17 protein-coding genes are annotated in these 24,898 nt (G+C 65.5%); 8 read left to right on the forward strand and 9 right to left on the reverse strand.

Features of this window, described 5'->3' with window-relative positions:
• Positions 1–31: 31 nt before the first annotated feature.
• The 6 genes from ACY8GK_RS02595 to ACY8GK_RS02620 all read left to right on the forward strand — a co-directional run bounded on the left by ACY8GK_RS02595 (position 32) and on the right by ACY8GK_RS02620 (position 10,235).
• Positions 32–3,571: an indolepyruvate ferredoxin oxidoreductase family protein gene (locus tag ACY8GK_RS02595; protein WP_462402206.1), complete on the forward strand. Its 3,540-nt coding sequence runs from the start codon at positions 32–34 to the stop codon at positions 3,569–3,571.
• Between the two features lie 76 nt (positions 3,572–3,647).
• On the forward strand, positions 3,648–4,829 hold the full coding sequence (locus ACY8GK_RS02600) for an isovaleryl-CoA dehydrogenase (protein WP_196176363.1): 1,182 nt from the start codon (positions 3,648–3,650) through the stop codon (positions 4,827–4,829).
• Positions 4,830–4,909: 80 nt separating this feature from the next.
• Positions 4,910–6,517, forward strand: coding sequence for a carboxyl transferase domain-containing protein (locus ACY8GK_RS02605; RefSeq protein WP_462402207.1), 1,608 nt, complete (start codon positions 4,910–4,912; stop codon positions 6,515–6,517).
• An 82-nt stretch (positions 6,518–6,599) separates the two neighbouring features.
• Positions 6,600–7,388: an enoyl-CoA hydratase-related protein gene (locus ACY8GK_RS02610; RefSeq protein WP_462402208.1), complete on the forward strand. Its 789-nt coding sequence runs from the start codon at positions 6,600–6,602 to the stop codon at positions 7,386–7,388.
• Positions 7,389–7,422: 34 nt separating this feature from the next.
• Positions 7,423–9,336 (forward strand): acetyl-CoA carboxylase biotin carboxylase subunit, encoded by a 1,914-nt coding sequence (locus tag ACY8GK_RS02615; RefSeq protein ID WP_196176357.1) that lies wholly within the window; start codon positions 7,423–7,425, stop codon positions 9,334–9,336.
• The gene (locus ACY8GK_RS02620) at positions 9,333–10,235 is read left to right on the forward strand and encodes a hydroxymethylglutaryl-CoA lyase (RefSeq protein WP_196176355.1); all 903 of its coding nucleotides are present in this window, start codon (positions 9,333–9,335) and stop codon (positions 10,233–10,235) included. Before ACY8GK_RS02615 ends, ACY8GK_RS02620 begins: the two co-directional genes overlap by 4 nt.
• 154 nt (positions 10,236–10,389) lie before the next feature.
• Here the strand turns inward: ACY8GK_RS02620 and ACY8GK_RS02625 are convergent, their stop codons facing one another.
• The 6 genes from ACY8GK_RS02625 to ACY8GK_RS02650 all read right to left on the reverse strand — a co-directional run bounded on the left by ACY8GK_RS02625 (position 10,390) and on the right by ACY8GK_RS02650 (position 18,295).
• The gene (locus tag ACY8GK_RS02625) at positions 10,390–11,577 is read right to left on the reverse strand and encodes an MFS transporter (RefSeq protein ID WP_462402209.1); all 1,188 of its coding nucleotides are present in this window, start codon (positions 11,575–11,577) and stop codon (positions 10,390–10,392) included.
• A 244-nt stretch (positions 11,578–11,821) separates the two neighbouring features.
• The gene (locus tag ACY8GK_RS02630; RefSeq protein ID WP_462402210.1) at positions 11,822–13,354 is read right to left on the reverse strand and encodes an amidase; all 1,533 of its coding nucleotides are present in this window, start codon (positions 13,352–13,354) and stop codon (positions 11,822–11,824) included.
• A 121-nt stretch (positions 13,355–13,475) separates the two neighbouring features.
• On the reverse strand, positions 13,476–14,381 hold the full coding sequence (locus tag ACY8GK_RS02635) for a LysR family transcriptional regulator (protein WP_196176351.1): 906 nt from the start codon (positions 14,379–14,381) through the stop codon (positions 13,476–13,478).
• A 76-nt stretch (positions 14,382–14,457) separates the two neighbouring features.
• Positions 14,458–15,762 carry an MFS transporter gene (locus ACY8GK_RS02640; protein WP_462402211.1) on the reverse strand — a complete coding sequence of 435 codons (1,305 nt, stop codon included), beginning with the start codon at positions 15,760–15,762 and terminating at the stop codon, positions 14,458–14,460.
• 194 nt (positions 15,763–15,956) lie between these two features.
• On the reverse strand, positions 15,957–16,904 hold the full coding sequence (gene dsdC, locus ACY8GK_RS02645; protein ID WP_196176347.1) for a DNA-binding transcriptional regulator DsdC: 948 nt from the start codon (positions 16,902–16,904) through the stop codon (positions 15,957–15,959).
• A gap of 41 nt (positions 16,905–16,945) precedes the next feature.
• Complete coding sequence (locus ACY8GK_RS02650) at positions 16,946–18,295, reverse strand: D-serine ammonia-lyase (protein WP_196176344.1); 1,350 nt, start codon at positions 18,293–18,295, stop codon at positions 16,946–16,948.
• A 257-nt stretch (positions 18,296–18,552) separates the two neighbouring features.
• On the opposite strand from ACY8GK_RS02650, the gene ACY8GK_RS02655 reads away from it, so the two are divergent.
• Complete coding sequence (locus ACY8GK_RS02655) at positions 18,553–19,218, forward strand: GntR family transcriptional regulator (protein WP_462402212.1); 666 nt, start codon at positions 18,553–18,555, stop codon at positions 19,216–19,218.
• A gap of 285 nt (positions 19,219–19,503) precedes the next feature.
• Positions 19,504–20,865, forward strand: a complete 1,362-nt coding sequence (gene abaF, locus ACY8GK_RS02660) for a fosfomycin efflux MFS transporter AbaF (protein ID WP_329604753.1) — start codon at positions 19,504–19,506, stop codon at positions 20,863–20,865.
• Positions 20,866–21,021: 156 nt separating this feature from the next.
• On the opposite strand, the gene ACY8GK_RS02665 is transcribed toward abaF, so the two are convergent.
• The 3 genes from ACY8GK_RS02665 to ACY8GK_RS02675 form a co-directional block, all read right to left on the reverse strand.
• On the reverse strand, positions 21,022–22,302 hold the full coding sequence (locus ACY8GK_RS02665) for an NAD(P)/FAD-dependent oxidoreductase (protein ID WP_462402213.1): 1,281 nt from the start codon (positions 22,300–22,302) through the stop codon (positions 21,022–21,024).
• A 138-nt stretch (positions 22,303–22,440) separates the two neighbouring features.
• Complete coding sequence (locus tag ACY8GK_RS02670; protein WP_462402214.1) at positions 22,441–23,109, reverse strand: GntR family transcriptional regulator; 669 nt, start codon at positions 23,107–23,109, stop codon at positions 22,441–22,443.
• 122 nt (positions 23,110–23,231) lie between these two features.
• A complete protein-coding gene (locus ACY8GK_RS02675; protein WP_196176336.1) occupies positions 23,232–24,809 on the reverse strand; it encodes an aldehyde dehydrogenase (NADP(+)) in 1,578 nt (525 codons plus the stop codon).
• Between the last annotated feature and the right edge of the window lie 89 nt (positions 24,810–24,898).

The raw sequence follows: 24,898 nt of genomic DNA on the forward strand, positions 1-24,898 counted from the left end.
CGAACATAAGAACAAGACGCGAGGATTAGCCATGACCACGTCGCTTCCGTCGTTGCAGGACAAGTACGTCCAGACCTCGGGCCAGGTGCTGATGACGGGTGTCCAGGCACTGGTGCGCCTGCCGCTGATGCAGCGCCAGCGCGACCAGGCCGCGGGGCTCGACACGGCAGGCTTCATTTCTGGATACCGCGGCTCACCGCTGGGGACCTACGACCAAGCCCTCTGGAAAGCGAGGGAGCACCTGGGCAAGCACCACGTCAAGTTCCAGCCGGGGCTGAACGAGGACCTTGCCGCGACCTCCCTGTGGGGCACGCAGCAGGTGACCATGTTCGACGGCGCGCGCTACGATGGCGTATTCGGCATCTGGTACGGCAAGGGCCCGGGTGTTGACCGCTGCGGCGATGTCTTCAGGCATGCCAACGCTGCGGGCACTTCGCCGCATGGCGGCGTATTGGTCATCGCCGGGGACGACCACGGGGCCAAGTCCTCCTCCCTGCCACACCAGACCGAGCATATCTTCAAGGCCGTGATGATGCCGGTCCTGGCGCCCTCGGGCGTGCAGGAATACCTCGATTTCGGGATCCATGGCTTCGCCCTGTCGCGCTTCAGCGGCTGCTGGGTCGCCTTGAAAGCGGTGGCCGATACGGTGGAAAGCGGCGCGATCGTCGATGTCGGCCACGACCGTGTGCAAACGCTCCTGCCAGACTTTCCCTTGCCGCCCGGTGGCCTGAATATCCGCTGGCCCGACCCTCCCCTGGCCCAGGAAAAACGTCTGTTCGAGCACAAGCTGTACGCCGCCGTGGCCTACGCCCGCAAGAACGGTATCGACCGTTTGACGGTCGACTCCAGCAAGGCCAGGATCGGCATCATCACCTCGGGCAAATCCTATCTCGACGTCTGCCAGGCGCTGAAGCTGCTGGGCATCGACCAGGCGCGCGCCGAGCAGCTGGGCCTGCGGGTCTACAAGGTCGGGCTGGTCTGGCCGCTGGACGCCGAGGGCGTACGTCAGTTCGCCGAAGGGCTGGAAGAGATCGTGGTGGTCGAGGAAAAGCGCCACCTGATCGAATACCAGCTCAAGGAAGAGCTCTACAACTGGCGCGAAACCGCCAGGCCGCGGATCGTCGGCAAGTTCGCCGACAAAGGCGAGTGGACCCTGCCGCATTCCGACTGGCTGCTGCCAGCGATTGGGGAGTTGACCCCGGCGATGATCGCCCGGGCCCTCGCCACGCGCATTCTCAAGCACCTGCCCGATGCCCAGTTGCAGGTCAGCCTGGCGCTGCTCGAAGGTCAGGCTGCCGCGCGCGGCGCATTCGCCAACCTGGTCGAGCGGCTGCCGCATTTCTGCTCGGGCTGCCCGCACAACACCTCCACCAAGGTCCCGCAAGGCAGTCGGGCCCTGGCGGGCATCGGCTGTCACTACATGGCCAAATGGATCTACCCGCAGACGGCCACCTTCAGCCAGATGGGTGGCGAGGGCGTGGCCTGGATCGGCCAGGCACCGTTCACCGACACCGCGCATGTGTTCGTCAACCTGGGCGATGGCACCTATTTCCACTCCGGTATCCTGGCCATTCGCGCCGCGGTCGCCGCCAAGGTCTCGATCACCTACAAGATTCTCTACAACGATGCCGTGGCGATGACTGGCGGGCAACCGGTGGACGGCACCTTGAGCGTGCCGCAGATCAGCCGGCAACTGCTCGCCGAGGGTGTCGGCCGGGTCCTGGTGGTGACCGACGATCCGGCCCGCTACCAGCATGTCCAGGGACTTGCCCCAGGCGTGCCGGTACGCCATCGCAAGGAAATGGATGCCATCCAGCGCGAGCTGCGTGAGTTCGCCGGGGTCTCGGCGATCATCTACGACCAGACCTGCGCGGCGGAGAAGCGCCGGCGCCGCAAGCGCGGCAAGTTTCCCGATCCGGCCCGCCGCGTGGTCATCGACGAGGCCGTGTGCGAAGGCTGCGGGGACTGCAGCAGCAAGTCCAACTGCATGTCGGTGACCAATCTCGTCACCGAATTCGGCAACAAGCGCCAGATCGACCAGTCTTCCTGCAACAAGGATTTCTCCTGCCTGGACGGCTTCTGCCCGAGCTTCGTCACCATCGAAGGTGGCAAGCTGCGCAAGCCGACGGCCCAGCAGGCAGAGGCCAGCGAGGTCTGGCTGCTGCCCGAACCTGTGCTCCAGCCGCTGCGACACCCTTACGACATCCTGGTGACCGGGGTTGGCGGCACCGGCGTGGTGACCATCGGCGCTTTGCTGGGGATGGCGGCTTTCATCGAAGGCAAGGGCGTGGTCAATCTCGACATGGCCGGCATGGCCCAGAAGGGCGGGGCGGTGTGGTCGCACATCCGCATCGCGAGCCAGCAGGCCGACCTCGACGCGCCACGCATCGCCGAAGGCGAAGCGAAGCTGCTGCTCGGCTGCGACCTGGTAGTCAGCGCCAACAGCGAGACCCTCGTCAAGCTGCGCCAGAACGTCACCCAGGCGCTGGTCAATCTCGAGCAAAGCATTACCAGCGCCTTCGTGCGCAGCTATGCCGGCCAGGCCGAGACCGGCGACCTGCAACGCCACCCCGAGCCCGACTTGCGCGCCGACCAGCTCCAGGAGCAGATTCGCGAAGCGACCGGCCCTGGCAACGCTGAATTCATCGAAGCCAGCCATCTGGCCACGGCGCTGATGGGCGACTCGATCGCCACCAACATGTTCATGCTCGGCTACGCCTGCCAGAAGGGCTGGCTACCAGTGGGCCACGCCGCCTTGATGCAGGCAGTGGAACTCAACGGCACGGCGGTAGCCGCCAACAAGACAGCGTTCACCTGGGGACGACGGGCCGCGGTGGACTTGGCCAGGGTCACCGAAAAGGCCGCCAGTGGGCCAGGCGCCAAAGGTCCGTCGAAGCTGTCCGAGACGCTGCAGCAGATCATCGAGCGGCGCGTCGAGTTCCTCACCGAATATCACGATGCCCGCTATGCCGAGCGTTATCGCCAGCGGGTACTGCGCTTCGAGGCGCTGGAGCGACGGATGTTCGGCCAGCCTGGCGCCTTGAGCGAGGCGGTGTCGCGTGGCTATTTCAAGGTCCTGGCGATCAAGGACGAGTACGAAGTGGCGCGCCTCTACACCCGTCCGGAATTCCTCGAGAAGATCGCCAGCCAGTTCGAAGGCCACTACAAGCTGCAGTTCCACCTGGCGCCTCCACTGTTCAGCGGCGGCAGGAAATCCACCTACGGCGGCTGGATGCTACGGGTCTTCAGGATGCTTGCCGGGCTGCGTCGGGTTCGCAACAGCTGGCTCGATCCTTTCGCCCGAACCCATGAGCGCACCGTCGAGCTGGGCTGGTTGCGCGAATACGAGGCGCTGCTCGATGACCTGGAAAACGGGTTCGCGCCAGAGCACCAGGCGCTGGCCGTGGAACTGGCGGCCCTGCCGGAGGCGGTACGGGGCTACGGCGCGGTCAAGGACCGCTATCTTTCCAAGGCCAGGGAGCGGTTGCGTGAACTGTCCAGCCGGCTGCACGCGCCGGCGTTCGCCGATGCCGCCGAACGCCCCTCGACGATACCCGCCAGGCTGGTGTGAGCTGGCGCAGGCTCGCCATTTTCCGAGCCCGCGCGGGCCCGGACAACAGCACCTTTCACAAGAGTGAGGACGTGACATGAACAACCTGCCAACGCTGGATTTCTTCCTGGGCGAAGAGATCGACATGCTCAGAACCTCGGTGGCCGGCTTCGCCGCCAGGGAAATCGCCCCGCGTGCCGAGGCGGCCGATCGTGACGACCAGTTCCCCATGGACCTATGGCGCAAGTTCGGCGACATGGGGCTGCTGGGGCTGACCGTCGACGAGCGCTATGGCGGCTCGGGCATGGGTTACCTGGCGCACATGGTCGCGATGGAGGAGATCTCGCGGGCAGCTGGCGGCATCGGCCTGTCCTATGGCGCCCATTCGAACCTGTGCGTCAACCAGATCCACCGCAACGGCTCCGAGGCGCAGAAGGATCGCTTTTTGCCCAGGCTGGTCAGTGGCGAGCACGTCGGCGCCTTGGCCATGAGCGAGCCCAATGCCGGCTCCGACGTGGTTTCCATGAAGCTTCGCGCCGAGAAGCAGGGCGATCGCTACCTTCTCAACGGCACCAAGATGTGGATCACCAACGGGCCGGACTGCGACGTGCTGGTGGTCTACGCCAAGACCGACCCGAGCGCTGGGGCCAAGGGCATGACGGCCTTCATCCTGGAGAAGGGCGCGCCGGGCTTCTCCGTGGCGCAGAAACTGGACAAGCTCGGCATGCGCGGTTCGCACACCGGCGAGCTGGTCTTCCAGGACGTCGAGGTCCCCGAGGAAAACGTGCTCGGCAAGGTCGGCGAGGGCGTCAAGGTGCTGATGAGCGGCCTGGACTACGAGCGCGCCGTGCTCAGCGGTGGGCCGCTGGGCCTGATGCAGGCGGCCATGGACGTGGTGATCCCGTACATCCATGACCGCCGCCAGTTCGGCCAGAGCATCGGCGAGTTCCAGCTGATCCAGGGCAAGATCGCCGACATGTACACCACCTTGCAGGCCTGTCGCGCCTACCTCTACGCGGTTGGCAAGCACCTCGATGCCCTGGGCGCCGGGCATGTCCGGCAAGTGCGCAAGGATTGCGCCGGGGTGATCCTCTATGCTGCTGAAAAGGCCACCTGGCTATGCGGCGAGGCGATCCAGATCCTTGGTGGCAACGGCTACATCAACGAGTTTCCGGTCGGGCGGCTGTGGCGTGACGCCAAGCTCTACGAGATCGGCGCCGGCACCAGCGAGATACGCCGCATGCTGATCGGCCGTGAGCTGTTCAACGAGACGCATTGAAGGTCGGCGCTCGAGCAACCGGGGCGCGCAGCTTGGCCCAGCTGCGCGCGCCATGGCAGACAGAACGACAAGAGGGATCCATGAGCACGCTCACTACACAGATCAACACGCGCTCGCCTGAGTATCTCGCCAACCGTGAGGCGATGCTGGTGCAAGTCGAAAGCCTGCGCGCGCTGCTCGCCCAGGTCGCCCAAGGCGGCGGCGAGCAGGCGCAGCAGCGACATGCCGCGCGCGGCAAGCTGTTGCCGCGCGAGCGGATCGACCAATTGCTCGATCCCGGCTCGCCTTTTCTCGAGATTGGCCAGTTGGCCGCGCACCAGGTGTATGACGAAGACGTTCCGGCCGCCGGAGTGATCGCCGGAATCGGACGCGTCGAGGGGGTCGAATGCATGATCGTCGCCAATGACGCGACGGTGAAGGGCGGCACCTATTACCCCCTGACCGTGAAGAAGCACTTGCGCGCCCAGGCCATTGCCCAGCAGAACCGCCTGCCGTGTCTGTACCTGGTCGACTCCGGCGGCGCCAACCTGCCGCGCCAGGACGAAGTGTTCCCCGACCGCGAGCATTTCGGGCGGATCTTCTTCAACCAGGCCAACATGAGTGCCCAGGGTATTCCCCAGATCGCCGTGGTGCTCGGATCCTGTACCGCCGGCGGCGCCTACGTGCCAGCCATGAGCGACGAGACCATCATGGTGCGCGAGCAAGCCACCATCTTTCTCGCCGGGCCGCCGCTGGTCAAGGCGGCCACCGGCGAGGTCGTCACTGCCGAAGAGCTGGGCGGTGCCGACGTGCATTGCAAGGTCTCGGGGGTCGCCGACCACTATGCCGAGAACGACAGTCACGCCCTGGCCATCGCTCGCCGCTGTGTCGCCAACCTCAACTGGCGCAAGCTCGGCCAGTTGCAGACGATCGCGCCGGTCGCCCCGCGCTACTGCCCAGATGAGCTGTACGGGGTGATCCCGGCCGATCCCAGGCAGCCCTTCGACGTACGCGAAGTCATCGCCAGGATCGGCGACGGTTCGCACTTCGATGAATTCAAGGCGCTGTTCGGCACCACGCTGGTCTGTGGCTTCGCCCACATCCATGGCTACCCGGTGGCGATCCTGGCCAACAACGGCATCCTGTTCGCCGAAGCCGCGCAAAAGGGCGCGCACTTCATCGAGCTGGCCTGCCAGCGAGGGATACCGTTGTTGTTCCTGCAGAACATCACCGGCTTCATGGTCGGACAGAAATACGAGGCTGGCGGCATCGCCAAGCACGGCGCCAAGCTCGTGGCGGCCGTGGCCTGTGCCCAGGTGCCGAAGTTCACCGTGATCATCGGCGGCAGCTTTGGCGCGGGCAACTACGGCATGTGCGGACGGGCCTACGACCCTCGCCTGCTGTGGATGTGGCCCAATGCCAAGATCGGCGTGATGGGCGCGCAGCAGGCCGCTGGCGTGCTGGTGCAGGTCAAGCAGGAGCAGGCCCGGCGCTCGGGACAGACCTTCTCGGAGGAGGACGAGCGACGTCTCAGGCAGCCGATCGTCGAGCAGTACGAACAGCAGGCCCATGCCTATTATTCGAGCGCGCGCCTGTGGGACGACGGAGTGATCGATCCGGCGCAGACACGCGAGGTGCTGGCGCTGGCGTTGTCGGCGAGCCTCAACGCGGCCATCGAACCGACCCGCTTCGGCGTCTTGCGCATGTAGGCCGTGGTCAGCTCGCCCTGCGCTGGCACCTGCGCTTGCAGGAAACCACCGGCGCCCGAATTCACCTTTGCCGAGAATGCACATGAGCGCTTACAGCACCATCGAGCTTCATATCGATTCCAAGGGCGTGGCCACGCTCTGGTTGAACAGACCCGCCAGGAACAACGCCTTCAACGCCGAGATGATCGACGAGCTGATCGCCGTCCTTGGCCTGCTGAACAGCCGCGACGACGTGCGCTTTCTGTTCCTGCGGGGCCGTGGCAAGCATTTTTGCGCCGGCGCCGATCTGGCCTGGATGCAATCCTGCGCCGCGCTCGACCATGCCGCCAACCTGCGCGACGCCCACCGGCTTGGCGAGTTGATGAGCCTGCTCCATCACCTGCCATTCACCACCGTCGCCGTGGTCCACGGTGCTGCGTTCGGCGGCGCGGTGGGGTTGACTGCCTGCTGTGATATCGCCATCGGCGCCAGCGATGCCCTGTTCAGTTTGTCCGAAGTGCGTATCGGCCTCGTGCCGGGGGTCATCAGCCCCTATGTGGTCCAGGCCATCGGCGAACGGGCCAGCCGCCGCTATGCCTTGAGCGGTGAGCGCTTCGATGGCCAGCAGGCGCGGCGCATCGGGCTGCTCGCCGAAACCTGCCCGGCTCACGAGCTGGACGATGCCGTGGCGAGCTGGACGGCCTCGCTTGTGCAGAACAGCCCCCAGGCGATGCGGGTGTGCAAGCGCCTGTTGCAGGAGGTCGGCAGTGGCGTCCTGAGCGACGGGCTCAGGGCACGGACCGAAGAAGTGATCGCCGGGATCCGTGTCAGCCCAGAGGGGCAGGAAGGGCTCAACGCCTTCCTCGAAAAACGCAAGCCCGCGTGGCTGTGACCGACAGGATGCGACAATGACAGAGCAGACAATCATGAAAAGAACAACGATATCCACGCTGCTGGTCGCCAACCGTGGTGAAATCGCCTGCCGCATCATGCGTACCGCCAAGGCGCTGGGCCTGACCACGGTCGCGGTCCACAGCGCGATCGACCGCCACGCGCGGCATGTGCGCGAAGCCGACCTGGCCGTCGATCTGGGCGGCGCCAAGCCGGGCGAGAGCTACCTGGTGATGGACAAGATCATCGAGGCCGCGCTGGCCAGTGGCGCTCAAGCGGTGCACCCCGGCTATGGCTTCCTGTCGGAGAACGCCAGCTTCGCCCGCAAGCTCGCCGAGGCGGGCCTGATTTTCCTCGGCCCACCGGCCAGCGCGATCGATGCGATGGGAAGCAAGTCGGCGGCCAAGGCGCTGATGGAACAGGCCGGGGTGCCGCTGGTGCCAGGCTACCATGGCGACGCGCAGGACCTGCAGACCTTCAGGGAAGCGGCCGGGCGCATCGGCTACCCGGTGCTGCTCAAGGCCACCGCGGGTGGCGGGGGCAAGGGCATGAAGGTGGTCGAGCACGAGGACGACCTGGCCGAGGCATTGTCTTCGGCGCAACGCGAGGCCCAGTCCTCTTTCGGTGATCCACGCATGCTGGTGGAAAAGTACCTGCTCAAGCCGCGCCACGTGGAAATCCAGGTGTTTGCCGACCAGCATGGCAACTGCCTGTACCTGCACGAACGCGACTGCTCGATCCAGCGGCGTCACCAGAAGGTCGTCGAGGAGGCGCCCGCGCCAGGCCTGGCACCGGCGCTGCGGCGGGCCATGGGCGAAGCGGCGGTGCGCGCGGCCAAGGCGATCGGCTATGTGGGTGCCGGCACGGTGGAATTCCTGCTCGACGACCGTGGTGAATTCTTCTTCATGGAGATGAACACTCGCCTGCAGGTCGAGCACCCGGTCACCGAGGCGATCACTGGGCTGGACCTGGTGGCCTGGCAGATCCGTGTCGCGCGTGGCGAACCGCTGCCCATCACCCAGGAGCAGGTGCCGCTGCATGGCCACGCCATCGAGGTGCGCCTGTATGCGGAACATCCCGAGGCAGGCTTCTTGCCGGCCAGCGGTCACCTCCAGCTGTACCGTGAACCTGCCGCGGGGCCGGGGCGTCGCGTGGACAGCGGGGTCGAAGAAGGCGACGAGGTATCGCCGTTCTACGACCCGATGGTCGCCAAGCTCATCGCCTGGGGCGAGGACCGCGAAGAGGCTCGCCAACGACTGCTGGCGATGCTTTCCGAGACCGTGGTCGCCGGATTCAGGACCAACCTGGCGTTTCTCCAGCGTATCCTCGGGCACGAGGCGTTCGCGGCGCAGTGCCTGGACACCGGGTTCATCGAGCGCCACCACGAGGCGCTGCTGCCTGCCGCGACGCAGTTGCCCGAGCCGTTCTGGCAAGGTGCCGCCCTGGCACTGCTGGCCACCGATACCGCGCAGGTGCGTGGTGACGATCCTGGCTCGCCCTGGGCGAGCTTGACAGCCTGGCGGGCGGGGCTGGCGCAGGACCTGTCGTTGACACTGGTGTGCGAAGGCGTGCGGCGCCAGGTGCGGCTGCCGCGCGATGCGCTGCGCTGCCGCGCGGGTTTGCCTGTCGTGCGCCAGGGCCGCGTGGCCCATGTGCGCTGGGGTGTCGAATGGCACGCGGTGAGCCGCTTCGACCCGATCGCCGAAGCCGAGACGGCGCAGGCGCAGCACGGCGGCCTCACCGCGCCGATGAATGGCAGCATCGTGCGCGTGCTGGTCGAACAAGGCCAGGCAGTGGAGGCGGGCGCGGCGTTGGTGGTCATGGAGGCCATGAAGATGGAGCACACCATCCGCGCCTTGCAGGCCGGGATCGTCACGACCATCCATGCCCGCGAAGGCGAACTGACTGGCGAAGGCACCGTGCTCGTGGAAGTGGAGGCCGTATCATGAACATGCCCGCACAGGTGCGGATCTTCGAAGTCGGGCCGCGCGACGGCTTGCAGAACGAACCGGGCCTGGTCGACACGGCGACCAGGATCCGCCTGGTGAACCAGCTGAGCGCCGCGGGCTTGCGGCATATCGAGGTCGGCAGCTTCGTTTCCCCACGCTGGGTGCCGCAGATGGCCGGCAGCCACGAGGTATTTGCAGGCATCGAGCGCCGGCCGGGCGTGACCTATTCGGCGCTGACACCGAACATGCAGGGGCTGGAGGCGGCGATGCAGGCCGGTATCGAGGAAGTGGCGGTGTTCGCCGCCGCTTCCGAGAGCTTCTCGCAGCGCAACATCAACTGCTCCATCGCGCAAAGCCTGGCCCGCTTCGAGCCGGTTCTGCAGACCGCGACTGCTCACGGCATGCGCGTGCGCGGCTATGTCTCCTGTGTCCTGGGTTGCCCGTATGAAGGCGCCATCGAGCCGGAGCAGGTCGCGGCGGTGACACGGGAGCTGAGCGCGATGGGCTGCTACGAAGTGTCGCTGGGCGACACCATCGGCGTCGGTACCCCCGGAGCGACGCGCGACCTGATCGAAACCGTCGGCCGGCAGGTCCCGCGCGAGCGCCTCGCCGGCCACTTCCACGATACCTATGGCCAGGCCTTGGCCAACATCTACGCCAGCCTGCTCGAAGGTGTCGCGGTCTTCGACAGCTCGGTCGCCGGTCTCGGCGGTTGCCCTTATGCCAAAGGCGCCTCGGGCAACGTCGCCACCGAAGACCTGGTGTACCTGTTGAACGGCCTGGGTCTGGATCCAGGCATCGACCTGCAGCGGCTGGCCCAGGCAGGCCAGGCCATATCCAGGCTGCTGGGCCGGCCCTGCGCGTCGAAGGTCGCCACCGCCCTGGCCGCGAGGAGTTGACCCATGGGTGCTGCCGTGGCGCCTCGGCCGCTGCGCCTACCCCGTCCAGCTCAATGCAGTGCTGTGGGACAAGGTGTCTGCCTTGGTCTGCGGCAGCCGCAACCTGGCCCAGCTGGCCAGTGCCGAGCTTCAGCGAGACAGGGCGAGGCCTGGGTCAGTGGCCGCCTTTCATGCGCCGCGCCAGCAAGTAGATTCCCAAGCCGACGAACGCAGTGGCCGCCCCGATGTAGCCAGTGCTGGTCCAGCCCAGCCCGGCGCTGATGGCCATGCCGCCGAACCACGGACCGAGCGCGTTGGCCAGGTTGAAAGCCGCATGGTTGGACGCCGCGGCCAGGCTCGGCGCTTCGTGGGCGATGTCCATCAGGCGGATCTGCAAGGGTGCGGCCAGGGCGATCATGGTGCCGACCAGGCCGATGCCCAGCAGCAGGCTCCACAATGCATGCGCGGCGAAGGAGAAGAACACCAGCACGGCCATCGACCACACCAGTACCAGCCCCACGGCGCGGAACTGCAGCCGGTCGAACAGCTTGCCGCCGGCGATGTTGCCGATGATGCCGCCGAGCCCGAAGGCTGCCAGGCCGAACGGAATCCATTGCGGCGAGACCTGGGTCACCTTGAGCATGGTCGGTGCCAGGTAGCTGAACACGCAGAACATCCCGGCGAAGCCGACCGAGGCGATCGCCAGCGCCATCCACACTTGCGGCAGCTTGAACGCCTGTAGCTCCTTGCGCGGGTTGCTGCGCGGCTCGTCCTGCGGCTGTGGCACGAAACGCCAGACCAGGCCGATGGTGCAAAGGGCGATCAGACCGACCAGGACGAAAGCCGAACGCCAGCCGAAGAACTGGCCGAGGAAGGTGGCGATGGGGTTGCCCAGCAGCATGGCCAAGGTAAGGCCCATCATCACCCGCGCTACCGCGCCGGCCCGCTGGTTGTTCGGCACCATGCTCGAGGCCACCACGGCAGCGATGCCGAAGTAGGCGCCATGGGGCAGGCCGCTGATGAAGCGGAAGGCGACCAGGCCGGAGAACGACGGTGCGAAGGCGGTGGCCAGGTTGCCGATGGCATAGAGCGCCATCAGCAAGAGCAGCATGTGCTTGCGCAGCAGCTTGGCACCCAGGATGGCCAGGCTCGGGGCGCCGACCATGACGCCCAGGGCATAGGCGCTGATCGCATGCCCAACCTGGGGCTCGCTCAGTTGCAGGTTGTGGGCGATATCGGGCATCAGCCCCATGATGGCGAATTCACCAGTACCAATGGCGAAGCTGCCCACGGCCATGGAGGCTTCCATGCCGGTGGCGGTACTTTTCGGGACAGTGGAGGGTGGTGCTTCGTGAACGGACATCGGGCGCCTTTTCGAAATATGGTGAAACGATAAAGGCGTGATGTTAGAGCCTGGTGGGCAGGGCGTCGAGCAGTGGTGGCATTGGCCCTGCCACATCGGGCAATGGTGCTGCAAGCATGGCTCACGGAACTGCGGGCAGCGGCCGCCGCCGGGGCGCGCAGCGGCTCCGGGAGCTGCCTGGCCTGACGCGGTGCTGCGGCAGGCCTCCCGTATCGACCGTGCACTCTTCCACGCCGGGGTGCGTTCACACTGCCGGTCGGCTCTCCTGCGCCAGGTTGGGGTCGTTGGCTGCCAGTGGTGGGTGGGTCACTGGCGTGCTCAGGTCTACATCGCTGGCCAGCAAGGCGTCGAAATCCGGGAGCGGGCGACGCAATTCGGCACTCTGCTGGCAGTGCTGCTCCAGCGCCTGGGCGGCAAGCAGCAGTTCCAGATCCCCGCGGAACCGGCCGATCACCTGCATGCCGAACGGCATTGCGCGATGATCGACGCCCATGGGCATCGACAGCGCCGGGTTGGTCGCCAGCGTCACCACATAGGTAAGGGCCAGCCAGCGGTAATAGTTCTCCAGGGCGATACCGTTGACGCTGGCCAGGTAGGGCTGCTCCCAGGGGAAGGCCGAAACGGGCGTGGTGGGCGAGAGGATCAGGTCGTAGCGCTCGAACAGCTTCTGGAAGCGCCGGAAGATGCGGGTCTGCTCTGCGCTGGCCCAGACGCAGTCCTTGAGCGACATGCGCGCGCCCATCTCGTAGTTGGCCCTGGGGTTGGGGCCGAGCGCATCGGGGTCTTTCTCGTAGGCTGCCTGCAGGCTGCCCACGAAGGCCTCGGCGCGCACGATATCGAAGCAGCGGTGGGCATGCCGCATGTCCACCTCGATGTGCTCGCATACCGCGAACAGGCCCTTGAGCTGGGCGATCTTCTGCCGAAACACCGCGCGGATCTGGTCGTCCACCTCGCAGACACCGAAGTCCTCGGTGTAGCCGATGCGCAGGCGCGACAAGTCCGTCGGCGTCTCGGCAGCGATGGCGCTCGACATGCTGAACGGGTAGCTCAGCGGATCGTTCGGCGCCACGCCAGCGGTGGCAGCCAGCTGCAGCCAGGTATCGGCGACAGTGCGGCCCATCGGGCCGACCACCGAGATTGGTGTCCAGCCCAGCAACTTGCGCTCGCTGGGCACCAGGCCCGGCGAGGTGCGCAGACCGACCACGCCGCACTTGGCCGCCGGAATGCGCAGGGAACCGCCAGTATCGGAGCCGCTGCACAGCGGCACCATGTCGGCGGCCAGCGCGGCGGCTGCGCCACCGGAGGAACCGCCAGCGTTGAGACGCGGGTCGAACGGGTTGCCTGTAGCACCCCAGACCGGGTTGCGGGTATTGGCGCCAGCCCCCATTTCTGGAACGTTGGTCTTGCCGACGATGATCGCGCCAGCCTGACGCAGGCGCCTGACCAGTTCGTTGTCCTGGGTCGGCACGTTGCCACGGTACAGCGGCGAACCATAGGTGGTCAGCAGGCCCTCGGTTTCTTCCAGGTCCTTGATGCCGATCGGCAGCCCGCTGAGCAGCCCGCGAGGCTCGCCGCGCATGATGGCTTTTTCGGCCGCGATGGCTTCTTCGCGGGCGCGCTCGAACGAGGTCGCGCAGAACGCATTGATCTTCGGATCATAGGTTTCGATCTGGGCGATGCAGGCTTCCACGACTTCTACCGGCGACACTTCCCGACGGTCGATCAAGGCCTTGAGTGCTACCGCGCCCTGGCTCGCCAGTTCATTTCTCTTGTGCATGTTCGAACCCCGCTGAGTATTTGAAAAAAGGGTAGAAGCCCAGGCCTGCCCGAACAACTAACTTATTTAGAGGTGAGGTTTGCCATTAACTGAATGACTTGCCGGATCCGTTGTAAGTGCGTTATCCCGGCAAGGCCAGTTTCATGTGTTCGATGAAGTTCAGCAGCGTCGATGACAGTTGGCGCCCGGCCAGGGTCTGGATTTCGATGGACCTGTCGCTGTCGGCAAGTTCCGGTACATTCAGCGCGACCAACTGACCGGCGCGCAGGCGAGGCCTGACGACCAGTTCGCCGGTGAAGGTCACCGCGGTCCCGGCACATGCGAACTGCACCAGTGCTTCGAGGTGATCGGTCTCGAGGATGCTCTTGTAGGCCAGGCCCTCGCGGCTGCAATAGATGTCCAGCAGCTGGCGTAGCGTGGTCTGCGGGCCTGGCAGGGCCAGCGGATGGCGGACGATTTCCGAGAGCGATACGCAGGGCCTGGCCGACAGTGGATGCTGCGGCGCCACCAGCGCCAGCAGCGGCGCCGGCTGGCTGTAGGCCACGTTGATGTCGCGCGCCGCGCCCAGGCTGAACGAAAAACCGATGTCGACCTGGGCTTCGCGCACCAGCCGGGTCACCTCCTGGGCCGCGGCGACCTGGACCTGGAAACTGCCAGGCTTGCCGGCCGCGCGGAAACCGGCAATGGCATCGGGCAGGCAGTACGGAGCGAAACCTTGGGTACAGGCGACCTTGACCAGGGTATCGGTAGCATGCCCCAGGGCAGCGATTTCGTGGGTCACCCCCTCAGCGTCGAGCAGCGTGCGCCGTGCATAGCTGGCGAGCAGTTCGCCGGCGGCGGTCAAGGCCACGCCGCGCGACTGACGCTCGATCAGCGGGGCACCGAGCTCATGCTCGAGCCGGCTGATCTGCCGGCTGACGGCCGAAGGCACCACATGCAGGCGGGCCGCCGCTTCACTGATCGAGCCGCTGTTGACCACCTGAAGAAAGTAGCGAACGGCTGTTTCGCTAAGGATTCGAGCGCTCATGAACGAGTGGTTCTCTGCCTGGGAAGCGGTCGATCTTAGCCGAACCGCCTGGGCCTGACCGAATTGACCTGCCGGCTCAGGCCTCATGCGCATTGGCCAACTGCACGTCGCGGATCTTGCGTGGGCTGATGGTCAGGCTCACCAGGATCGAAGCGGCGATGGCCCCCAGCAGGAACAGGAACGCCGAGTCATAGGTACCGAAATAGGCGACCAGGAAGCCGATCACCATCGGCGAGACGAATCCGGCCAGTTGTCCACCGAAATTCACCATCCCGATCCCCGTTCCCACCAGTCGCTGCGAGAGGATCTTGGTCGGCAGGGCGAAGGCCGTGGCGAAGACGAACGATTTGAAGAAGTAGGCGGCGGTCTGGAAGGCGATCACCTGGGTGGTCGACTGGCTGGTGTACATGCCGTAGACGAAGATGCCGGTCAGGACGCAGCTGCCCATCATCAGGAATTTTTCCCTTCCATCGAAATAGCGGGTCATCAGCCAGCCGCCGAACGCCGAGGCGATGCTCGCGGCGATGAAGGGCAGGGGCACGAGCATGCCGACCGTCTTCAGATCCAGCCCGCGAGCCTTGAGCAGATACATCGGCATCCACGCATCCAGGCCCTTGTTGACCAGGCTCAGGCAGAACCACACGACGACGATCTTCCAGATCAGCGGCATGCGCAGCAGCTCCTTGACGCTGACCTTCTCCTTGGCACCGAGAGTGCCGGCGCGTGGCTCGAGCGCTGCCGCCGGGCGTTGCACGCTCAAGGCATAGAAGACGGCGAACACGATCCCGGCAAGGCCGATGGCGAGGAACACGTCTCGCCAGCCGAGCCAAAGGATCAGCGGCGCGATGATCAGGGGGGCGATGAAGCTGCCGACATAGTTCGACGAAATCATCAACCCGACCATCTTCGGACGGTCCTGGCGCGGGTAGATTTCCGCCACGCCTTTCATCGCCGAGGAGGGATAGCTGCCTTCACCGAGCCCGAACAGGAACCGGATGAGCAGCAGCGAGGCCAGGGACCAGGCCAGCCCGGTCATGACGGTGAACAGCGACCACAACGTGACGGAGATCACGATGACCACCTTGCTGCCATAACGGTCGGCCAGCCAGCCGCCCGGAATCTGCATCAAGGCATAACCAAGAAAGAAGGCGCTCAGAACGATGCCAAGTTCCGCCGGGCCGACATTGAAGTCTTCGCCGATATGCGCGAGCGCAAGCGTGATGGCGGCGCGGTCGATATAGGAAATGACGTAACCTATATAGAGAAGAACAAATACAAACAACGGTGTGCGGGAAGCGCTGAATATTTTCATTATTATCTGCCCTGCGTGTGATGTCGGTTGTCCGAGGGCTATGGTGGGCAGATGCAGGGGGCACCACAAGTGATTAATTCAGAGCGCAGAGTTGCCTGTTCGGCAAGGCACGCGCATGGTGCAGGCGCACTGTTTGTGAGCGACCTTTCGCTGTGGTTTCATGGCCGGCGTGCCACGTGAGCGTGCAATAAGCGCTCGTCAGAAGATTGCGCCTGGCCGGATTTTTTGACTGCGATCGCATTCGAAACCAGGCGGGCTTGCAATCAGCAGGCCGTGGTGGTTTCGCGGGCGCATTCGAGCAGCCAGTCGATCAGCGCCTGCAGTCGCCTTGGCATCGGGTCGTGCAGCCGATGCACCAGGTGATAGCCATGTCCAGGCGTGTCGACGAAGCCGCCGAACGGCAGGACCAGCTCCCCACGCGCCACGTGCGCGCGGACCAGTCGCTCACGGCCGATGGCCAGCCCGACGTGATTCAACGCCGCCAGGGTGCACAGGTCGGAACGATCGAAGGTCAGGAAACGCTTCGGCAGTTGCACGTCCGCTCCGGTCGACGACGCCCATAGCTGCCATTCCGCGTCGAAGGCCGCGTTGTTCCAGGCGGCGATGTCATGCAGGGCAGTGCAGGCGCCCAGTTGGCCGGCGTCGCCACAAAGCCCGAGCGCCTCGGCATAGCGAGGCGAGCAGACCGGTGCCATTCGCTCGTTCATCAAGTGCAGGCTGACCAGGCCCGGGTGGTGGCCGTCGCAATAGCACAACAGCAAGTCGACCTTGCTGGTGCGGTAGTCGATGTTCTCGTTGCCGACCCGGATGTCCAGCTGGATATCGGGATACCTGGCGGTGAACCGCGCCAGGCGCGGGACCAGCCAGCACTGGGCGATCGAAGGGCGAACGTGCAGTGTCAGCTGGCCGGCGAGCTGGTCATGGGCGCGCGCTCGTACGGCCGCCGAGAGTTCCTCCATGGTCCGCTGCATGACCTCGAACAGGCGCTCGCCATCTTCCGTGAGGCTGACCTTGCGCGGCATACGCCGAAACAGCCGCAGCGACAGCTCCTGCTCGAGACGGTTGATCCGGTGACTGACCGCGCTGGCGCTGAGGCACAGCTCCTCGGCCGCGCGCGCAAAGCTCAGGTGACGCGCCGCGACCAGGAAGACATGCAGGCTGCCCAGGTGGGTGCCGCTGAGCTTCGGGGCGGTGGCGCTTGGCTTGTCCATCCATGCAGTCCTTGGAAGTGCTTCGCGCTCGGGTACGCAGGCTACGGAACCGCTTGCAGGCTGCGCCCCCTGGCGAGGTAGGCATCGAATTCGTCGGCCGGAACCATGCTGCCGCCGGTACCCCACACCAGATGAGTGGCCTGGCGCAGCTGCGCCGGCGTCAGGCCCACGCGTTCCAGATAGTGGGGCGATTGTAACACCCGGACCATGCCAGGCATCCCGGCCAGCGCCGAGGGCTCGAGCTTGACCCCTTCCTGGTCGTGGGCCAGTGCCATCAGCCGATACAATTCGTCGTCGCTGACCGTGTAGTAGCCGTCGATCAACCGCTGCATGGCTCTGCCGACGAACCCCGACGGCCTGCCCACGGCCAGGCCGTCGGCCGCGGTCAGGTTGTCGATGCCGAAATCCTGCACGCAGGTGCCATCGTGCAGGCCGGTATAGACACCCAACAGCATGCAGGGCGAATGGGTAGGTTCGGCGAAGATGCAGCGCACGGCATCGCCGAAGACCAGCTTCAGGCCGAACGCCACGCCTCCCGGACCGCCGCCCACGCCGCAGGGGAGATAGACGAACAGCGGGTGCTCGGCATCGACCTGGATGCCGGCCTGGTCGAACTGGCGAGCCAGGCGCTCGGCCGCCACGGCGTAACCGAGGAACAGATGCGGCGAGTTCTCGTCGTCGACGAAGTAGCAGCTTGGGTCACCGACTGCCTGTTGGCGACCTTGCTCGACGGCGACGCTGTAGTCCGAGGCATGCTCGACGACCGTGACGCCGTTGGCGCGCAGCTTGTCCTTCTTCCACTGCCGGGCATCGGCGGACATGTGCACGCTTACCTGGAAGCCAAGCTTGGCGCTCATGATGCCGATCGACAGACCGAGATTGCCGGTCGAGCCTACCGCGATCCGATACTTGCCGAACAAAGCCCGCGCCGCGTCGCTGGCCAGGTGGGCATAATCGTCGGCGAGCGTGATCAAGCCGGCCTCGAGCGCCAGTTCCTCGGCGTGCTTGAGGACTTCGTGGATGCCGCCCCTGGCCTTGATCGAGCCGGAGATCGGCAGCTCGCTGTCGGCCTTGAGCCACAAGGCTCCCGCCTGGTCGAGCGAGGACGGTTCGACGAGCTGCTGGCGCAGCTTCTCCAGCCGGACGATCGGCGATTCGATGATGCCACTAGTGCGCCTGGTGTCGGGAAACACCGCGGCCAGATAAGGGGCGAAGCGCTGCAGCCTGGCACTGGCAGCTTTCACGTCTTCGGCGCTCAGGCCCACGTCGGCCAGGCCTTGCGAAGCCTCGGCAATGCCTGGGTTGAACCAGGTGGTTGGCTTGAGCGCTACCAGGTCGGCCAAGAGCGGGTGGCTCAGCTTCCAGGCCTCGAACGTTTTCCCATGGATCATCGATTCATCTCCGTAGCTATCTGAGCGTCTTTGCGCAAGACGAGCCTCGCGGCGCGCTACCTGGCCATCATGTGCTCGCCAGCGACCGTGACCCCTGCTGGCTGGCCGCTCGCTGCGATTAGATTCGAGCGGGCTGGGGCGGACAACTGATGATTCATCAGGCCATGGATGAACGGATGTCATGCATCGTCCAGCCTTTTGGAGGCGTGCCACCTATCGTATAAGATATCCGCACCTGCCTTTCATCGGATCCAGCCGTGCCATTCCCTAGCCAAGCGCCCAACCTCGGGGTCGCGCCTTCTACCTCCGAGATCATTGCAAGGCACCTGCGCGATGCGATCATTTCGGGGCATCTCGCCGAAGGCGAGCCGGTGCGCCAGGACGATATCGCCCAGGCCTTCAACGTCAGCAAGATCCCGGTTCGCGAAGCCTTGAAACGCCTGGAGGCCGAAGGGCTGGTCGCTTTCCACCGCAACCGCGGGGCGCTGGTGACGAAGATGTCGGAGCCGGACCTCGCGCAGTTCTTCGAGGTTCGAGTGTTGCTGGAGGTCCAGGCCATTCGCCTGGCGGTGCCGAACATGACGGAGCAGACCTTCAGCCATGCCGAAGGCATTTGTGCCGAATTCGTCGGTGAGGATGACATTGGTCGCTGGGCCGAGCTGAACTGGGCCTTGCACGCGTGCCTGTACGAGCCGGCCCAGCGGCCGTTCCTGGTCGGGCTGATCCGGTCGATCCATGACAAGGTCGAGCGTTACCTGCGTATGCAGATGAGTCTGTCGGCAGGCAAGGATCGCGCCGATCATGAGCATCGGCAGATCGTCGCGGCCTGTCGCGCCAGGGATGTCGAGGCGGCGGCGAAGCTGATCGAGGATCACATCAACGGCGTCTGCCAGAGCCTGTACGAGCACCTGCCTCGCGCCTGAGCAGGCCTTCTGACCTGTGCTCCGTTATGTGGCAGCGGTGCTTCCTCAGGTAACAGCTTGGCACCGAAGCGTCACTCGACAAGGTGCCCGTTCGTGTCCAATGCCGCGATCTACAGGCATCGATCAGCAGATCGAGAACCTGGCCTCCATCTTGCTTCATGCAAAATCGTATACGAAATACTATATAAGAAGCAGGCAGGCGTCTTGACTGGCTCTCGAGCGGCAGCACGACAGTCACGCAGGCACTTGGTTGGTTACCTCATCCAGCAATCGGAGCACGATACGATGACTTCCACGACCTCTGCGACAGCCCCGCAAGCAGGACGTACGACGGCACAGGCCCCGGCCGGTATCAAGCGCGTGGTGGCCGCGGCTATGGCCGGCGCGGTAGCGGAATGGTATGAGTTCTTCCTGTACGGGACAGCCTCGGCGCTGGTGTTCGGCCAGCTGTTCTTCCGCCAGACCGGGAGCGCCATGGACGGCATCATCGCCGCCTTCGCCCTGTACGCCGTCGGCTTCCTGGCCCGGCCCCTGGGCGGCTTGGTGTTCGGGCACTATGGCGACAAGCTAGGGCGCAAGTATCTGCTGCAGATCAGCCTGATCGTGGTAGGTATCACCACGTTCCTGATGGGCTGCCTGCCAACGTTCGAGAAGATCGGTTATGCAGCGCCTTTATTGCTGGTCGTGCTGCGGCTGATCCAGGGGTTCGCCTTCGGTGGCGAATGGGGTGGGGCGGTGCTGCTGGTGTCCGAGCACAGCCCGGACGATCGTCGAGGCTTCTGGGCCAGTTGGCCTCAGGCGGGCGTACCGGCGGGCAACCTGGTCGCCACGGTGATCCTGCTGATTCTGTCCTCCAGCCTGTCCGAAGCGCAGTTCCTGGATTGGGGATGGCGGGTCGCCTTCTGGTTCTCCGCGGTGGTGGTGCTGATTGGCTACTGGATCCGCACCCGTGTCGATGATGCACCGATCTTCAAGGAAGCCCAGGCTCGCCAGCAGCAGGTCGCCCAGACCCAGCTGGGCGTGGTCGAGGTCCTGAGCAAGTACTGGCGGCAGGTGCTGGTCGGCATCGGCGCCCGCTTTGCCGAGAACATCCTCTACTACACCGTGGTGACCTTCTCCATCACCTACCTGAAGCTGGTGGTGCACAAGGACACGTCGCAGATCCTGATGCTGATGTTCGGCGCGCATCTGCTGCACTTTTTCATGATCCCCGCCATGGGTTACCTGTCGGACATCATCGGGCGCAAGCCGGTCTACCTGATCGGGGCAGTGCTCACGGCATTCTGGGGCTTCGTCGGTTTCCCGATGATGGACACCGGCAACGACTGGCTGATCATGGCGGCCATCACCTTGGGGCTGGCCATCGAGTCGATGACCTATGCGCCATACTCGGCCCTGATGGCCGAGCTGTTCCCGACCCATGTCCGCTACACCGCACTGTCGCTGTGCTACCAGGTGGCACCGATCCTGGCCGGATCCCTGGCGCCCTTGATCGCCGTGAGTCTGCTCAAGGCATACAACAGCTCGACGCCGATCGCCTGGTACCTGGTGGCCTCGGCGGTGATTTCGATCGTGGCCGTCGCGGCGACTCGCGAGACCCGTGGCAAGTCGCTGCGCGAGGTGGACCAGGAGCTGGCCGGGCGTTGACGCGTTGGGCCATCCCGGGAGGGCAGGAGAACCCGCAGAGCGGCGATCAGCCCCGGCGAAAACAGGCGGGCCAGCGCGGTTGACTGGAGGTGAACGAGCCTCCCGAGCCTGTTTTCAACACAACCTGATCATCGGACAGGCATTTTTCGTGCAAGCCTAGAACCGATCCAGACGGTAGGGCGCCAGGGCAGGCATGGGTGGCCTGCCGGCCGGCGCCGGGCCTGTCAGGGAAGCCACCATCTCGGCGGTCACCGCAGCCTGGGTCAACCCCAGATGCTGATGGCCGAACGCCAGCAACACACGGCCCTCGCAAGCCTGGTCGATCACCGGCAACGAGTCGGGCAGCGAAGGCCTGAAGCCCATCCAGGTGGTCGCGGCCTCGGTGTCCAGGGCGCGCTTGAACAGGCCCTGGGTCAGGCGATGCAGCTGCCAGGCGCGCTGCATGTCCGGGGCCCGCTCCAGGCCGGCGAACTCGACGGTGCCTGCCAACCTCAAGCCATCGCGCATGGGGGTCATGATGAAGCGCCGCTCCAGGGAGGTGACCGCCATTGGCAGCCGATCATGCTCATGGGGCAGCATCAGGTGGTAACCGCGCTCGGTGTCGAGCGGCACCGCCCGGCCGGTCAACTGTCGGGTCAGACCGGCCGAATGGGCGCCGCAGGCGATCAACACCTTGCCAGCCACGACCGGGCCGCGGTCGGTATCGAGCACAACGCCATCGCGCAGGTGCCCAGCCTCGACACGCTGGCGAACGAAACGCACGCCGGTTTGCCGGGCGGCCTGTACCAGGCTGTCCAGCACCAGATAGGGGTCGATGAAATGCCCGGTGGCGGGAAAGAACAGCCCGCCCTGGATCGATTCGGACAGCTCGGGCGCGCTGCGCTGGATGGCCTGCGCCGTCCAGGTGTCCACGGCGACGCCCTGGGCTTGCATCTTTTGCCTGAGCAGGTCGATCGCGGCCTGGGACTCGGGCCGCTCGAACACCAGCAGGGAGCCGTCCTCCTTGAGCAGCCGCTGCTGGTCGATCGACGCCAGCAGACGCCGCCACGCTTGCAGGCTTGCTTCGTTCAAGGCGCGCAGCGCGGCGACGCTGTGCTGATAGGGGCGCTGGCGCAGGTTCAGCAGCAGCCGGGTGAACCACGGCAGCGCCCGCGGCAGGTAGCGCCAGTCCAGGCGCAACGGGCCCATCGGGTCCAGGAGCATGCTGGGCAAGCGCTTGAGAATGGCGCTGTCGGCAATCGGGAAGACTTGTTCGGTGGCCAGGTGGCCAGCATTGCCGAACGACGCGCCATGACCCGGTTCGTCCCGGTCCAGTACCAGCACCTGGTGCCCTTGCCGGGAAAGCGCCAGGGCACAGGCGACCCCGACGATGCCGGCTCCCACGACGGCGATGTCGCAGGCATGACCGCTGGAACGATGAAGTTCGTGTGAAGGCATCCGCTCAACCTCATTAATCGTAGATTTTATACAATTGTTCTGTTCGGTCCATGGCCTCGGTCTCGTGCCGCCAGGCCCGTGCTCAGCGTCGTTTCTTGCATGCAGCTCTGGCCTGCGCGCAGGCCAGGGCGCTGCGCGTCAGCTGTTCAAGCTGTTCAAGCTGTTTTCCAGGACGGTGACGATACCGTCGCAGGCATCGCGGATGTGCCGGGCGAGCAGGGCACAGGCCGTGTCGATGTCCTTGGTCCGTGCCAGGTCGAGCAATTCGCGGTGTTCCTTCTCGGCTTTCTGGATTTCCTGGGTATAAAGAAGCTGCATGCGGATGTAGCGGTCGCACTTGGTGTTGAGCTGGCCGATCATCGCCAGGGTTTCCGGCAACTGGGCTGGCCCGTACAAGGCAGTATGGAAGGCGAAGTTCAGGTCGCTCCAGTTGTCGATGTCGCGGCCTGAATCCAGCGCGGCGTCGTACTGGTCGAGCAGGCGTTCGGCCCGGTCCAGCTCATCGGGCGTCAGCTTCGGGATCGCTTCGCCCAGGGCCCGGCATTCGAGCAGCACGCGCAGGTCGAAAAGCTCGCGGATGGTGGTGGTGGAGAGCTCGGTGGTGAAGGCACCCCGATGCGGATGGAATTCGACCAGCCCCTCGGCTTCGAGCGTCAGCAGCGCCTCGCGTACCGGAATCCTGCTCACATCGTAGTCGCGTGCCAGGGCATCCTGGCGCAGCTGGGTGACGCCCTTGAATTCGCCGCTGAGGATGCGTTTGCGCAGGTCGTCTGCGACATGCTGCGCACGTGTCTTGAAGCTTGCCATGATACTGTTCGAGGCCCCGGTTGGAATTTGCATATTGTATGCAAATGGCGCTGAGGCAGCCACCGAGGTGGGCCCGGTATGAAGCCGTGACGCAGCGTCGACCGCCGCGCCACAGCGTTGTGTCAGTGTTCCCGCTGACCGTTGAGCAGGCGCCTGAGTGCCAGCGGGTTGTCCCGCTTGATCGGCGTTGGCAGCAGGCTGTCGGGGAAGTTCTGGTAGCACACCGGACGCAGGAAGCGCAGGATTGCCGCCGTGCCCACCGAGGTGGTGCGCGAGTCGGAGGTCGCTGGGAACGGGCCCCCATGCACCATGGCGTCGCACACTTCCACCCCGGTCGGCCAGCCATTGACCAGGATGCGACCGGCCTTGCGCTCCAGGGTCGCCAGCAGCGTGGCGACCGCGTCCGCGTCGGCGTCGTCCATCTGCACGGTGGCGGTCAGCTGGCCTTCGAGGGACTCGGTGACCTGGCGGAGCTGGGCCAGGTCGTCGCATTCGATGATCAGCGATGCCGAGCCGAAGACTTCCTCCTGCATGGCCGGGTCGCTCATGAAGTCGCTGGCCGCGGTGACGAACAGGTGGGCCTGGCACTGGTTGTACCCTTCACCCTCGATGCCCTTGGCCAGCAGGCGCGCCTTGGCGTTGCCGCGCAAGGCTTGCACACCCTTGTCGTAGGCCGCGTGGATGCCGGGCGTGAGCATGGTCTGGGCGGCGCTGCCAGCGATGGCTGCGCTGGCAGTCTGCTGGAAAGTGTCCAGTGCCTGGCCCTTTATCGCGATGACCAGCCCAGGGCTGGTGCAGAACTGGCCGGCGCCCTGGTTGAGCGAGGCGACGAAGCCTTCGGCCAGCGCGGCGCCACGGCTGCACAGCGCCGATTCGAACAGTAGCACCGGGTTGATCGAACTCATCTCGGCGTAGACCGGGATGGGTTCGGGGCGTGCCTGGGCGGCCTTGGTCAGTGCAATGCCACCGGTGCGTGAACCGGTGAAGCCGACCGCCTTGATGCGCGGATCACTGACCAGGCCGATGCCGATCTCGTTACCCGAGCCGTACAGCAGCGAGAACACCCCTTCCGGCAGGCCGCACGCCTGCACCGCCTGCTGGACGGCCCGGCCTACCAGTTCGCTGGTGCCGGGATGGGCGCTGTGCGCCTTGACGATGACCGGGCAACCGGCTGCCAGCGCCGAAGCGGTGTCGCCACCAGCGACCGAGAACGCCAGGGGAAAGTTGCTGGCGCCGAAGACGGCCACGGGGCCAAGGGCCACATGCCGTTGACGCAGGTCGGGACGGGGCAGCGGCTGGCGTTCGGGCAACGCCTCGTCGACCCGCACGTCCAGCCATTCGCCAGCGCGCACGGTGCGGGCGAAGCTACGCAGCTGCTGGCAGGTCCGGCCCAGTTCGCCCTGCAGGCGCGCGCGAGGCAGCCCGGTTTCTCGCGCGGCGCGGTCGATCAGGGTATCGCCCAGCGCTTCGACGTTGTTGGCGATACGTTCTAGAAAGGCAGCGCGGGTTGGCAGCGAAGTTTCGCGATACGGGTCGAATGCCGCCCAGGCCAGGCCGCAGGCGCGTTCGACGTGCTCGCGGTTGCCGCCAGGGTAGGCCGGTTCGAGTGGCTCGTTGGTGGCAGGGTCGATGGCACGGATGGGGGACTGGGTGCCGATGACGGCACGTTGGCCGATCAGCATGTGACCTGAAAGATTCATGGGCTCTCCTGGAGTCGAGAAAGCATGGGCCCGGTCCGCCGTGGCGGTCTGGGCCTTGAGGGGCGACGGCACGCTGGCGGCATGCCGTC

The sequence above is a fragment of the Pseudomonas sp. Marseille-QA0332 genome (assembly GCF_054950175.1).